The sequence below is a fragment of the Paenibacillus sp. JNU01 genome (genome assembly GCF_059130585.1).
In genome coordinates this window covers 411,887-425,625 of record NZ_CP169723.1, presented here as the reverse complement: position 1 = coordinate 425,625, position 13,739 = coordinate 411,887, and the positions used below count along the sequence as shown (strand labels likewise).

General features: G+C 44.1%; 9 protein-coding genes. 2 read left to right on the top strand and 7 right to left on the bottom strand.

What is annotated here, in order from left to right:
• Positions 1 to 4: 4 nt before the first annotated feature.
• Entirely contained in the window at positions 5 to 1,360 is a 1,356-nt protein-coding gene (locus tag NLBNIHML_RS01735; RefSeq protein ID WP_339242676.1) for an ABC transporter substrate-binding protein, read from the bottom strand.
• 275 nt (positions 1,361 to 1,635) lie between these two features.
• Between NLBNIHML_RS01735 and NLBNIHML_RS01730 the strand changes: the two genes are divergently transcribed.
• Positions 1,636 to 2,403: a helix-turn-helix domain-containing protein gene (locus tag NLBNIHML_RS01730; RefSeq protein ID WP_339242674.1), complete on the top strand. Its 768-nt coding sequence runs from the start codon at positions 1,636 to 1,638 to the stop codon at positions 2,401 to 2,403.
• A gap of 111 nt (positions 2,404 to 2,514) precedes the next feature.
• Here the strand turns inward: NLBNIHML_RS01730 and NLBNIHML_RS01725 are convergent, their stop codons facing one another.
• The 5 genes from NLBNIHML_RS01725 to NLBNIHML_RS01705 form a co-directional block, all read right to left on the bottom strand.
• Entirely contained in the window at positions 2,515 to 4,140 is a 1,626-nt protein-coding gene (locus tag NLBNIHML_RS01725; protein WP_339242673.1) for a response regulator, read from the bottom strand.
• Complete coding sequence (locus NLBNIHML_RS01720; RefSeq protein ID WP_339261421.1) at positions 4,125 to 5,891, bottom strand: sensor histidine kinase; 1,767 nt, start codon at positions 5,889 to 5,891, stop codon at positions 4,125 to 4,127. The genes NLBNIHML_RS01725 and NLBNIHML_RS01720 overlap by 16 nt, the downstream gene beginning before the upstream one ends.
• A gap of 48 nt (positions 5,892 to 5,939) precedes the next feature.
• A complete protein-coding gene (locus NLBNIHML_RS01715; RefSeq protein ID WP_494353607.1) occupies positions 5,940 to 7,619 on the bottom strand; it encodes an extracellular solute-binding protein in 1,680 nt (559 codons plus the stop codon).
• A gap of 126 nt (positions 7,620 to 7,745) precedes the next feature.
• Positions 7,746 to 9,296 carry a glycoside hydrolase family 43 protein gene (locus NLBNIHML_RS01710; RefSeq protein ID WP_494353606.1) on the bottom strand — a complete coding sequence of 517 codons (1,551 nt, stop codon included), beginning with the start codon at positions 9,294 to 9,296 and terminating at the stop codon, positions 7,746 to 7,748.
• Between the two features lie 7 nt (positions 9,297 to 9,303).
• Positions 9,304 to 10,809, bottom strand: coding sequence for a glycoside hydrolase family 43 protein (locus NLBNIHML_RS01705; protein WP_494353605.1), 1,506 nt, complete (start codon positions 10,807 to 10,809; stop codon positions 9,304 to 9,306).
• 163 nt (positions 10,810 to 10,972) lie between these two features.
• Here NLBNIHML_RS01705 and NLBNIHML_RS01700 point away from each other — a divergent pair, with 163 nt between their 5' ends.
• A complete protein-coding gene (locus tag NLBNIHML_RS01700) occupies positions 10,973 to 11,842 on the top strand; it encodes an AraC family transcriptional regulator (protein WP_494353604.1) in 870 nt (289 codons plus the stop codon).
• Between the two features lie 124 nt (positions 11,843 to 11,966).
• On the opposite strand, the gene NLBNIHML_RS01695 is transcribed toward NLBNIHML_RS01700, so the two are convergent.
• Positions 11,967 to 13,661: an ABC transporter substrate-binding protein gene (locus NLBNIHML_RS01695; RefSeq protein WP_494353603.1), complete on the bottom strand. Its 1,695-nt coding sequence runs from the start codon at positions 13,659 to 13,661 to the stop codon at positions 11,967 to 11,969.
• Between the last annotated feature and the right edge of the window lie 78 nt (positions 13,662 to 13,739).

Here is a 13,739-nt window from a genome sequence, read left to right as displayed (position 1 = left end):
ATGCTTATTTGTATACCTCATCAATCGCAGCCTGGAAAGGTGCCTTGTATTTCTCAATCAGCGTAGATACAGATACTCCTTCTTTGAGCTCTCCATCAAAGTCCCAGAAAGGCAAGGACGGGAATGTGTTATGGTCGAGAACCAGCATGCCTTCTGCAACCTCTCTGGCGTTGTTGATATCTGCTTCATCGGTCAGATGTGTCTCCAGTGTGGATTGGCCCGGATACTCATAGATCGAATCGATCTCATTAATTTTCTCCCAGATGTACATCAGTTGTTCCGGATTCTCTACTGCTTTAGGAATCGTTATAGCCTGGTAACGGGACTCTCCAGAGTGATACGCTGATGCACTTGGACCTTTAGGGAATGGTACAAAACCGATATCGTAATCCTTCATGTCTGTCATAATGCCTTCAACCTCGTACATGGCACCTGAATACATCAACGTATTGCCTTGACGGAAGAACGTGGACGGCTCAGTCCAGTCGCCGCCTTCAGAAGCTCTGCCGACCTTTTCCGTAGCCAGTTTGGACAGGAAATTCAGCGCTTCCTTCGTTTTGGGATCTTCCAGGTTCTGCTTATCCTCTAGGGTCAGGGAAGCTTCATTCGAATACAGAATCGGTTCAAGCAATCCCGTCTGAGCGAGTCCCCAAGTGTCCAGCTTGCCATCGTTGTTGCGATCCTTGTTCGCTTGTTTGGCAACGCTGAGGAATGTATCCCAGTTCCATTCATCAGCATCCACATATTCCTGTAATGGCTTCAAGCCCAGCTCCTGCATGAGGGTACGATTATAGAAAATTCCGTTGATAAAAGAAGACTGGTCCTCGGTAAAGCCGTAACCTTTGCCTTCATATTGCATATATTCCTTTGTTGTTTTCTGATTGAATACTTTGTCGTTTTTAATATAATCATCCACTGGCCACAAGAGATCCTGTTTGGTCAATGCGGGAATGGCATAGTTTTTGCCCAATCTCACCAAATCACCAAGTGGTTCCCCTGCCATCAGCGAAGCAACCACCTTCTCCTGATATTCGCCGAAATCAATGGAAACGTATTCAATATTAAAGTTGTGTTTTTTCTTCAGCGCTTCGAGATTCTCAAGGCGTTGAATGTTGTCCGGGTTGTTCCCCTGTATTTCCATGTCCCACCAAGCAACAACTTTGATCGTTCTGCCGCCCATGTCAAAGTCCATTTCTGGCGTAGAGTTTTCATTCTTTGGCTCGGTTTCTACGGGTGTTTGTTCCTCCTGTGGTGTTGTCTTTTCCGGCTCGGGTTGAGCGGTAGGTGCAGAACTGCATGCAGCAATCACCAACAAAACCGCGAATACCAGGCTCAGTAGCATGAACTTGTTTTTTCTCATCGTCTTCCCCCCTGATTGTCTTTTGCTCTCACAGTGTATCGCCCAAATGAAAGCGCAAACAACCTGCCAAAATACAGGTGTTTACCCCGGCTGAATATAGATTTCCATGATTTTGTGCGTACAAATTGCATTCTGGGTTCCAATTGGTAAAGAAATGCACTCTCTACAAAAATATGCACATTGTATGCGCTTTCTTTTATTACCATAATGAAATTAAGTCATCATTGAGTTTAATCTGGCGGATTACAATTCAGCAGAAGGTGAGGTATTGCTTCATGTATGATATTTTACTTGTGGATTTCAGCCGTCGTTTGTGCGGAGAGTTGCAACAGATGTTGCTACGGAGCAAAGCTCAATATACTATCGCAAATTGTGTGTTCTCATCGTCCGAAGCTTTGACCGCATTGTCAGAACGAGACTTTTCCCTTGTTATGGTACATACAGAGAGGTTCGATACCGCGGGGCTCTGGTTATGCAACGAGATTCGAAAGAAAAGTCAGATCCCCATCCTCCTGATGGGTGGAAGAGATCACTTCAGGTTCGTACGCAAAGCCCTTACGTATCAGGTGAATGATTATCTACCGTATCCTGTTAGTCCCTCTTCTTTACTTAACAGTCTGCACGGACTTCGATCCCACCTTGAAACCGATCCGGCACACAAAACGTCGTCGTTCTTCAAAACGCCTGTTCAAATGAATGGTAAACCCATGCACTCCAGTCATGTGATTCGTATCGTCAAAGCCTATGTACGGGATCATCTGAGTGATGAAATCACGCTGAAGAAGATCTCTGATATGCTTCATTTTAACTGTGCCTACCTTGGGCAGAAGTTCAAACTGGAAGAGAAGATGTCTTTCAATGATTATATGCTCCAGCAACGTATGGAAAAGGCACAGCAACTGCTGTCTTCCACGAATCTGCGAATATATGAGATAGCGATTGAGGTAGGTTATAAGGATATTGATTGGTTCTATAAAAAGTTCAAAGCGTACGCCGGATCGAGTCCTAATGCTTATAGACGACAAAAAATCCACACGGCCTAGGGTGGATTGCCGATGTGCTATGTTTGTTAAATAACTACAGAAAAACGCAGGAGATGTTCTCCCTGCGTTTTTTGTGGTTATTTGAGCTAGCCAATTCCTGAGAATTCACAATTAACGTACCAAAAGGGATTCCCGGTATTCTTGGGGGGTCATTCCCGTTATTTTCTTAAAAAGTCGGGTAAACGAATGTGCTGCCTCGTATCCCACTTGGAGTGCGACCTCACGTACCATAAAATTCGGGTTCTGAAGCAATTCTTTGGCTCTTCTTATTCGGCAGTCGTCAATGAACTCGGACAGGTTAATTCCCATTTCCTGCTTAAAGAATCGGGATAGATAGGATGGATTGAAATGATGAAGTTCAGCCAATCTTACTAAAGAAAGATCTTTCTCAAGGTTATCCTTGATGTAACTGCATAAAGAATGAATGACAACGTTAGCGCGTTCCTGTTCATTGGACCTCTTGTACCGGACTAATTCATCGGCAGCACGATACAAAAATTGAACTGCATCCTTCATGCATGTATACTCCCCTAAATGCAGCAAACTTCGTTGATCAGGAATCTTCTGTTGAAGACCCCACCGATTGATTGTCGAATGTAATAATAAAGCCAGATTATAGTAGGTTTCCATTGCACGTTCCATCGTAATCTCCTGCTGCAACAATTCGCCTGCAAGTTCCTCAAATATATCGTAAAAAGGCTGAATTCGCCCCGTTTCCAAATATCCTGACATAATCTCAATCCGGTTTGAGATACGCATGGATTCTTTGGGTACATCAGATGAGAGGTCATTGCGATGATCCGTGAGCACCATGGATACGCCATCCCCTATTTTCATCCACTGGAGTAATCTCAGACGTTCATATTGTTTGGTTAACTCGGACCATTCGCAGCTTTGACTGCTTAATGAGAATGCAATGGATACGCCAAGAGATACCATGCAAGCTTCCTGTACCAGTTCCAGTGTGCCTTCTAGAAACCGTACAAGTTTATCATTGGACATCTCTTCTTCCTGCTTGGGCTGAATCAACCAGATTGTATCTCCATAATGGTCCGTTACACTGACGTACGCTGTTCGATCATGCATTAGAGAAGAACCGATAATGCGAACAGATTCCTGGACTTCTGTGAGGTCCGAACCTTTTTCTGGCGGATTATTGAACCGACCCAGTATGAGATAAATCGGCGAGTTTATCTGTAATCTGATATCTCTTTTGAATAATTCGTCCTGCATATCATTAGTAGAAGCCATAACTGCTGTACAATCTTGAAGCAGCTTCCGCAAGTACTCTTTTTGTTGAATCCGTGCAAGCTGAGAGTTGACTTGATGAGAATGTTCCAACAATTCAAGCATGCTGTGACTTTGCCGGATCTCTTCCATCACATCTTCGACAACAGACATCACCTTGTCATAACCTTCCGTTTTGAGCAAGTAACGTACATTGGCCATCTGAAAAGCTTGATAGGCATAATCAAAATCGCTATGTCCTGTCAGAAAAATGACGCGACAATTCGGCCAACTGGCTTGAATTCGCTCTGTCAGTTCCAAGCCACTCATGCCCGGCATGCGAATGTCTGTTAGAACAATATCAATTCTAGAACGCTGCATCCAGGACAATGCTTCTGTAGCAGAGTATGCCTTACATACATCAAGCTGGTCGGGTATATGTCTGGCGAAAGTTTCATAGAGACTATCCGTAATAATCTCCTCGTCATCTACAATCAAAAGTCGATACATTCGTTCTCTCCTTCTTTCCACTGGATTCGAATTGTGACTTTTAATCCTTGCAATTTACTTCTGGATAGGAAAAGACCACTTCCTTCTCCATACGTCAGGACCAGACGTCGATGGATATTTATTAACGCGGTCATTTCATCCGTACCTCCGTCCTTATGCAAGCGTTGCTGAAGAGCTTCAATATGTTGCTCATCCAACTCGCTTCCATTATCCTCTACGGTAATCTCGGCATATGAACCTTCCATAGTAAACCCGATAATTAGAAGACCGGAGGCCGTATTCTTTTCAAGGCTGTGTTCATATGCATTCTCAATAATCGGTTGAATAATGAGTCTGGGAACGTGAATATGTTCCATCTCAGCAGGGAGTGACCCAAAATCAACTTTGATTCGTCTGGAGAATCGTAATTGTTGAATCTCTGTATAGATTCGTGAATGCTCCACTTCCACTTTCAACTTCACATGATCGGTTTCATTCCGGGTGATGAACCTGAAATATTCGCCAAGCATGTTAGTAAACTGCTCAATACGCTCTGTTTCCCCTGTTCTTGCCAGTGAATTCAGAATAAAGAAGCTGTTGTACAGAAAATGAGGATTAATCTGGGATTGGAGCTGTTTCAACTCGGCCCGCTGCATCATCAATGTTTTCTTGAAATCCCGGTCGATCAGGGATTGAAGATTTTCAATCATGAGGTTGAAACGGGTGTAGAGGAAGCCGAATTCGTCCTTTCGATTATGCGCGATGGGAACATCAAGCATGCCTCCCTCCATTTTTTTGAATCTTTTCACCAATAACAGTAACGGAATATGAATCAACTTGTAGCTAGAATACAGATACGCCGTGATGGCAACAAATGATGTAATTGCAAACAGCCAAGCCCAATGATAGAACTTGCTAAGCGGTTTGGTGACAATGGCCTCGGGTAGATATGTAGCTACGGATAAGCCAAGGGTGTCCATATGCAACTGACTCACATGATACATGGTGTCCCCCACCTTCATCCGAAAGCCATCCAGTGTACCTTTTATACTGTGCTCACGGTAATTCGCGAGAATAACACTAGCTTGATGGTTATCTGTGATGGCATGCCCCGTTTTGTCCTCAATCAGGAAAGTCGAACTCTCCGGGTACAGATTAAGTCGTGTGAGTTCATTTTGAAAATGATTTGTGTCCAGCTCCACTTGAATGACAAAAAGCGGGGGCTCTCCCCTCGTGCCGGTCAGCCTGACGGCACTGAGGTTCAGGGTGTCCTCCTTCACCGTGAAACGTGTCCCTTTTCCTTGCATGCTTGAACCGAAGTATAGGTAAGAACTTTTATTGAAATCGTCGATGCCTTGGATCGCGGATATACTTTTGCCGACAGAAGGGATATGTACATGAACGTTTTTGATATAAGCAGTGCTGTTCTTAAATGAAGCGAGTCGTTCGGTCAGGTAATTTAATGTATCACGCCGCTCAACCTGATCCATCATATCCCAGAGAATCGCCAGACGATTCAATTTTCGATCCTCAACGATATCAAACTGCTGTAATTCCATCCATTCCATCTCTCTGTTCAATTCCACGACATATTGGTTCAACCGTCTCTCCGTTGACAACGATATTTCCTGGCTTGCATTGTCGTAACTCCAATGATACAGATACACTCCAAGAAGAATAAGTGGAAGCACGAATACCAGATAGGTAATTATTAATCGCGCAAATATACTATTAAGCCATGATCTAGCAGGGATCTTGATCAATACGTTCACCTCCAATGCCAAAGGCTGAGTTGGTTCCTTGTATGAATAAAGTGAACATTAGTATTCCTTTGGCTTGCTGGTGCGAAACCACGCGTTAACTTCCGATGTGATCTGATCTCCCCCCAGCTTGCGCCAGTTCTCTACGAATTGATCGAACTCATCGATCGACCTGCCTAGAATAATGTTCATATAGGCTTCAAGCTGAAGATCTCGAAGAATGATTTGTCGATCAACCATGGTATCCGTAATGCCGCCAGTGAACTGGTCATAGAGAAGTTGACCGTTTTGTTCATAAGAATCTGCAATGCTAAAAGCACCCGAAGGCCCATAGGTTTGTTTCCAGCCCCAGCCGCTCTCTACATGGTTCACATCATAGGCTACAATTCGTTTGTGAATGGCGAGAGCTTCATTCTGCAGAGCAGAGTAGTCCCCTGTAATTCTGGCATCCCGAATTTGTTTGTAAGCATCTATATTTTTATTACCGGGAAAAGGAGTCACCGGTGAAAGCATCCACACCGCTTTGGAGTCATCATTGTAGTATGTTTCATACTGTGCCTGATCCCCCCAGTTGATGTCCAGATGCAGATTCATGAGCTTAACCACGACCTCTGGATTAGAGAAGCCTTTTTTTACAGCAAAGTATTGACCAGTGTTGGAACGTAGCGGAACAAACAGACTCTGGTCAGACTTTGCAACAATGGGATATGCCTGCCATTCTACATCGTTATCCGTTTCACGGGTGGTCTGAAGCATAAAGGATGTCCACTGTTCCCCGTAGAGCATCCCTATCTTTCCATCCTGAACCATTCTAGACGCCTTGCTCCCACTCTTATAGCCAAAATCCGGATCAAGCTGGCCTTCACGATACATCGTTTGCAATGCCTTCAGAGCCTCTCGGACTTCAGGCTGGATACCTCCATAAGTGAGTTTTCCTTCCGCATCTTTAACCCATATCGTAGGATAGGCACCGTAGCCTGACATCAGTCCTGCAGCTCCCATAACTGGATCCCATAGATGGTTCGTTAGCGCAAGTCCGTACGTATCCTGCTCTCCGTTTCCGTCTGGATCTCCTTCTGTAAACGCTTTCGAAATCTCAAGAAGGTCTTCCATCGTTTCAGGTGGCCGCAGCCCCAGATTCTCCAACCAATCGGTTCTAATCCACAGATATTGTGCAGTCTCAATAGAGGAAGAAGATTCGGGAATAGCCATCAATTTGCCGTCAATGGTTGCCGCATCAAATGCTCCTGTTCCCTCTGCCTCTAATATACTCTTCGTAAGTGGTGAAGCATACTCTTGGTACACACGGGTTAGATCTTCAATCAATCCAGCGTTGCTCAGTTGTCTAAGTTGATATGGATTTACTTTGACCACATCAGGGAAACGTCCTGCAGCAAGGGATACACCCAATTTCTGATTGTACACATCTCCATTAGCAATCCAGTCGTAGTGAATCTGAATTCCTAGCTCCTTCTCATACAAACGAGTCCAGCGATTATCCAGCATCGTCTCCCCAGGCAACTGGCTAATCATACGCTCAAGGTCATCTCCGGTTTCCCTGACAAAAGAGACTACTATGGGAGGAGAATATTTCTCATATAACGCGGGAAGTTGGATCTGCTGCCCATCTGGCTGCGAATGATGTTGTTTGGAATTTCCATCGGTATGACCTGCTGGTATCGACACAGCAAGGAACAGAATAAAGGTCCATTTTGTTATGTCCAGACATCTCTTATACATGACGACATGCCCCCAGTTCGGTTTGAACAACTCTTTTCTCTCTGTCAACTTTGAATCCATATCATTGTACAACAACTTGTAATTATTGAATACGAAAAGCCGCCGTTGGGCGGCTTTTACATATGTTCATTGTTTCTCTTCCGGATTAATCACACAATATTCGAAATTCGAAAAGTCAGCTGTTCCTCCAACCATTTGGGTTGAATATACAAACAACCCCGTTCGGCAACCCATAAAATGATCCAGTTTATATATCATCTTATGGACAATCCCGATATCTCTCCATTCCGTCCCATTGAAGTAGGCAAAAGAACACTCATCCAGATTGTTCTCAAAATTTCCGAATGCTTTTAGTTTAACTACTGGACCTGACACAGGGATACGTTCATGCTCCGTAGCTGGCTGCTGGTCAATCAGATTACCAAATATGGTCGAGTCCTCACCATCTCTAGCATGCATGATCAAGTAAAACTGGTTATCCTGCTTCGTAAGAGCGATCATTCCGTATGAACCAATCAGAAAGCACAGCCCTGCATAGTCGCCATTATTCAGACGGCTGCCATCAAGCGTAACGATTGCTTCGCAAGCGGGCCCCATTGAACGCTGGGTTAGTGTGTTGACGGCGAATGTCAGATTCGGGCTGATCTGTCTCGTCCGAACACGATAAACCCCGGGTTTCTCTGTGACAGACCAGAGTTCTTGATTAGGGGTATGATTCCATTGCCAAAAGTCATGGAGGCGTATTCTGCCATCTTCTTCGGCTTCATAATTGAAATTGTCGCTACCTATTAACGGACTATAACGGTGCTCTGGTCTGGTGCTCGGAATATCAATCTGCTTTGGAGCTTTGCTCGCAAATATCGGAATACCTTGATCGAAATGGAGTGGAACCAAAACAGGAATTCGTCCTACAGCCCCATGATCCTGAAACAGCATTGCGTACCAGTCCCCATTCGGCGTATCCACGATGCCACCCTGAGCAACACCAGAATTAAAATAATCCATATCGTCATTAAATACTTCTCCACCAGTGAAGACATCTTCCAGTGATTCAGCCACGTAACAAGCCTGTGTTCTCCGGCCGGAAGCTTTCGTAATATGAATTAGGAACACAATATATTTGCCATTGATCTTGTAGAAATGTGCTCCTTCATAACCAAGGTGATAAGGCTGCTCTTCTTTTACAATCAAGCGATGCACTCCACCCGGTTTGGGACCGGTCAGATCAGAGCTTAATTCAGTCAGATAGATCTCGGTATTCCCGTACACAAGATACACTCGTTCATCATCATCGAAAAATAAAGAGCAATCATGGTAAAATCCCTCCACTACTTGCTTCTTCCACTCACCTGCGATGGAGGTCGACGTGTACAAGTACGTTTTACGGGTATCATTTGCGACAAAAATGACATAGAACATGCCTTTATGATAACGAAGGGATGCGGCCCACATGCCTTTACTATATATTTGCTGACCATTTTCCAGCCGTTGCGCGGGTGTATCGTCCAGTGTGTCGTACACATAGGTAGCTACTTCCCAATGGATCAGATCATATGAACGCAGAATGACACATCCCGGCATCATATGCATGGTTGTACTAACCATGTAATATGTGTCCTCTACACGAATCACGTCAGGATCTGGGTAATCGGCCCAAATAATTGGATTTGGATACATGCTTTAATTACACCTCATTTTTTCTATTAAACTGCCATTCTCTCAAAAGGATAGTTGAGCTGTCTGTTGTACTTCTAAAGATAATGTACAAGTCTTGCACACCTTGCGCACCCGTAACTTTGGTTGTTACTTCCATCCATTGAAGCGATTCGGTGGCGGGCTGAACAATCAGTTCTCCAATTAAAGGTCCGTCCGTGCGATCCATACGGAGCTCCAACGTACCTTCGGTTCCTTGATTCGAAATCATGGCTGAGAAGGTAGAAGGTCCTCCACTTTCAAAATCAGCCTTGGATATAGCTATCCAGCTTTCATTTTGCAGCTTGGCGGCAATGATATTCGAATCTGATAGAAACATCTCACCCGAGTCCGGATATTGCTCAGTGGATACTCTGCTGCTCCATCCAATCGTGGAACCCGTTACCCGCGCATAGGGATTGAAGTACTTGATTTGATCCACGCCCTGATAATCTGCATGTACTTTCTTAATCTTCCCCGTAGCCGCATCATGCTCGACTCGATTCAGATGTGTTGAACGGTAACCTTCGGGGATATTCATGGCTTGGCATAATGTCTGGGCATGATAGGCAATGTACCACTGATCTGCCAGTTGAAATATAGCCTGGTGGTTGTTGCCGCCAATATCAAAGAAGTGTCCGGGATTCTGAAGCAGCGTGCCCTGATATGTCCATGGACCCATTGGTTGAACGCTGGTCATATATGCAATCTCACCAGGTGGCGGGCTGCCCTCTGGCCGATCTTCCTTGTCAAAATTGGAACAATACGTATAGTAGTAATTATTATTATATTTATGTATCCCTGAGCTTTCAAACATATAAGGCGCCTGAATAACCTTAGCTGTACCAACGACACTGATCATATCGTCTCCCAACCGCATAACTCTTGCCGTATCAGGTCTTCCTGCTTTCCCTTCCGGAATACCACCACCAAAGTAAAGGTAAGCCTGATGATCATCATCTACAATTACAGCTGGATCGAACAGCCAGGTTACGTCTTCCACTCCCGGAGTCTCTCTTGTAACAAGTGCTTTTCCGATGGGGTCTACCCATGGACCTACAGGTGTTGGTGCAGACAATACCCCGATTCCACTAGCGTTGTTAGCGAAATATAGAAAGAAGCAATCCTCGCCATCCAAGATTTGATGAGCAGCTGCCGGGGCCCATGATTGCGAAGCCCATGTTGCTGCACCTTGAGGTCCGGCAACTCTGATCTCCCCATGATCAGTCCAGTTGATTAAGTCATCTGAGGAAATGACCGTAATCCGGTTGATTGAACTATAGCTGTTTTTCTGAGGAAGACCATCCTTATCATATTCAAGCTTATCACTTGTCATATATAAGTAGACTCTATTGTTAAATACCAGAGCATAGGGATCGGCTCCGAATTTGTGGGCCACCAAAGGGTTCCCGTTTGGACGAAGCTTTCCAATCTCCCCTAGATTGGCTGCCTGGTCTTGCTTTTGCTCACCTGAATGTGGTGTAGTATGTTGATTCATCGAAATAATCCCCCTAATAATCGTTATTTGTTACGTCTTTTATAAGAAAGCGTTTGCAATACAAAAGGTATCATGATAGGATGATTACATTTTAAGGTAAGCTGAGTACAATTTCATTGCGTTAACCGCTCTATTTATTGCGTGAAATGACGGGAGGTACTTCATGAGTGGATCCTCTGAGTGTTTTTACGATCCCATCCAGCCTGAACTCTTATATCTGCACCGCGTAACAAAGTATAAGCTGGAAACGATCTATCATCGCCATAATGCATATGAGATTTACCTGTTCCTACGTGGCAATGTCCACTTTTATGTAGAAAATCGATGCTATCATGTGCAACCGGGGGATTTGCTTGTGATGTCACCCGAGGAGATGCACCGAGCCTTTATTCTGGATGAATCCGAGTATGAGCGCATTACAATCAATCTCAAAAAAACATACCTTTATCAGCTGTCTACACCATCAACTAATCTGTCGTCATGTTTTGATCATCGCCCCAAAGGAAAGGGCAATATCGTACATTTGGACGATCAAAGCTTGAAAATGATGATGCAATGGACTAACGAACTGGAGGAACTGCTTGCTTCGGATGCTTATGGCACGGACATCAAGATTAATGCAGCGGTAGCCCAATTGTTGGTTTTGGTTAACGTCTGGTTTCACAACAACTCATTTGTTCCCAATGACATCATGCCCGAGCTGGTTCGTGAAACGATGGATTATATTGAAATTCATCTAAATCAAGATATTACACTTCGCAAACTTGCCGATGCATTCTATATGAACAGCACATACATCAGCAGACAATTCAAAAAGCATACCGGACTAACAATCCGCTCCTATATTTTGGGTCGTCGTATAGAACGGGCCAAATTTCATCTATCTGATGGAATGAGTATTACGGATGCATGCTTTCAATCAGGCTTTAGTGACTATGCCAATTTCATTCGCAGTTTTTCCAAAATGGTCGGCATCTCCCCCGGTAAATATATCAAACAAAGACGTGAAGCAACGGAAGTCTTACTAAAATAATGACAAGTTCATTCAATGTAAACTGAAAACATCGAGCCATGCAGAACGGCTCGATGTTTTCTAGTTCTTGACGTATTTATCTTCGGATCTGTAAACCAACCATTATTGTGATCATATCCGATAGTTAATTGACCTCTTTTCCCGTCCACAATCTAACACGATCTTTAATCCACTCTGAGTACTGCTGTTCCATCCCAACTGCACCTGCTTTATCAAGTTCTGAAATCATATTGTCATATATGCCTTCAAAGGCACTCGGAGAGGATGTAATTGCTTCCGCAATCCGTTTCTGGATAATATCTTGTGTCTTCTGATACACCACGTTATAATCTCCGCTATCCGTAGGAATCGGCATATTATAAGCAGCGCCCCATTCTCTCACCGGGAACTCATCTCCGTTAGGAAAGAGCTCCTTCCAAGTTGTAATGCCGTAACCTTTCAGCGTTTCTTTTTCAATATCAGAGTAACCTTCCTGGATCTGCTCAGGATAGTTGGTTGTATAATAGTTGTCCGTTGAATCTTTGACACCGTCTCCATAATGAGCACCAAAAATAGTGTATAAGTTTATACCGGTTTCTTTGCTGAATGTGCTATTGTCATTGTTTTTACGCTCCTGAATATCTGCCGGTATTTTGCGAACTCCGTCTTCCACAACGTAATGTTCACCTTCAATCCCCCAGTTCCTCAACACTTGACCTTCCTCAGAAGAAAGCCAATCCAGGAATTTGATGGCCCGGACAGGGTCTTCAGCATTAACGGTTATGCCGATACCATATCCATCAAAGCCCATATTCTGAAAATCTTTGCGTTGAAAGCTGTCATTCAGCGTTACCGGATAGAATCCGTAAGTCATGTCGTCCTTGCCAGCACTTTTAAGGGCATTTTCCGCATCGCTGAATCCCCAAAGCGGATCAAGCACCGATAGAACACGTCCACTGGCGATTTTGGACTTATACTGATCATCCTTTTGTACAAAACTGTCTTTATCCACTAGACCTTCATTATACATTTTGTTCAACCAACGGAAATATTCCTTCTCCTCAGGACGCTTATAATGAAGAACAGCTTCATATGTGTCTGGGTTAATGAAATATTCACCATCCCCAGGTCCTCCAGTTGCCATCACAGCCGGATCGGTAACGGTGATCATTCGCCGCCATCCATCTGCACTGAGTGTCAGCGGGATTGTCGGTTGGCCATCATCGGTAGTTGGATTATTTTTATAATACTCACGCAGGACATTTTCATAATCCTCCAAGGTTTTGATCTCGGGGTATCCAAGCTCTTTGACTACTCGGTGCTGAATAGCAGCACCATTCGTGGCATCGAAGCTTTCTTGATCAATTGCACCATTCGTTGGAATCCAATATATGGATGGGTCTTCATTGCTATATTTCAAGCGATTAAACTGCTCACCATAGATTTTTTTCAAATTGGGTGCATGTTCTTCGATCAGATCCGTCAGATCAATCATTGCACCAGCATCAACGAGTCTACTCAGGTTACCTTTAGGGAATATTAAATCCGGGTAATCACCGCTGGCGGCCATAAGGGATATCCGGTCGTTTCCTCCTCCGCTTGAGATATCGAATTCTGCATTAAGGGTTACACCCGTTTCTTCCGTAATTTTCTTCCCTACAGCATCCTGCATATTGTTCCAGTTAGGACTTGCATCTGCGCCAAAGAAGGTAAACGTAATCGGACTGTTGGGGTCACTGGTATTCGATTCGGAATTCTCTGCAGTGTTTCCGCAACCTGCGGAAACTAGCACAACACTCGTTACGAGACATACTCCTAGCATTTTTGAAACGGCTCTCATTATTTTTCTGCCCCCTAAATGGTGTTAGTTGTAATAATTAATCCAGACATTAAGATGGTTCGCTATGGAGTGGTATAC

What these genes read in the sequence shown, in the direction of transcription:
- NLBNIHML_RS01730 (WP_339242674.1), top strand. Translation starts at nt 1,636, where the DNA reads ATGTATGATATTTTACTTGTGGATTTCAGCCGTCGTTTGTGCGGAGAG.
- NLBNIHML_RS01715 (WP_494353607.1), bottom strand. Translation starts at nt 7,619, where the DNA reads ATGTATAAGAGATGTCTGGACATAACAAAATGGACCTTTATTCTGTTC.
- NLBNIHML_RS01725 (WP_339242673.1), bottom strand. Translation starts at nt 4,140, where the DNA reads ATGTATCGACTTTTGATTGTAGATGACGAGGAGATTATTACGGATAGT.
- NLBNIHML_RS01695 (WP_494353603.1), bottom strand. Translation starts at nt 13,661, where the DNA reads ATGAGAGCCGTTTCAAAAATGCTAGGAGTATGTCTCGTAACGAGTGTT.
- NLBNIHML_RS01705 (WP_494353605.1), bottom strand. Translation starts at nt 10,809, where the DNA reads ATGAATCAACATACTACACCACATTCAGGTGAGCAAAAGCAAGACCAG.
- NLBNIHML_RS01700 (WP_494353604.1), top strand. Translation starts at nt 10,973, where the DNA reads ATGAGTGGATCCTCTGAGTGTTTTTACGATCCCATCCAGCCTGAACTC.
- NLBNIHML_RS01710 (WP_494353606.1), bottom strand. Translation starts at nt 9,296, where the DNA reads ATGTATCCAAATCCAATTATTTGGGCCGATTACCCAGATCCTGACGTG.
- NLBNIHML_RS01735 (WP_339242676.1), bottom strand. Translation starts at nt 1,360, where the DNA reads ATGAGAAAAAACAAGTTCATGCTACTGAGCCTGGTATTCGCGGTTTTG.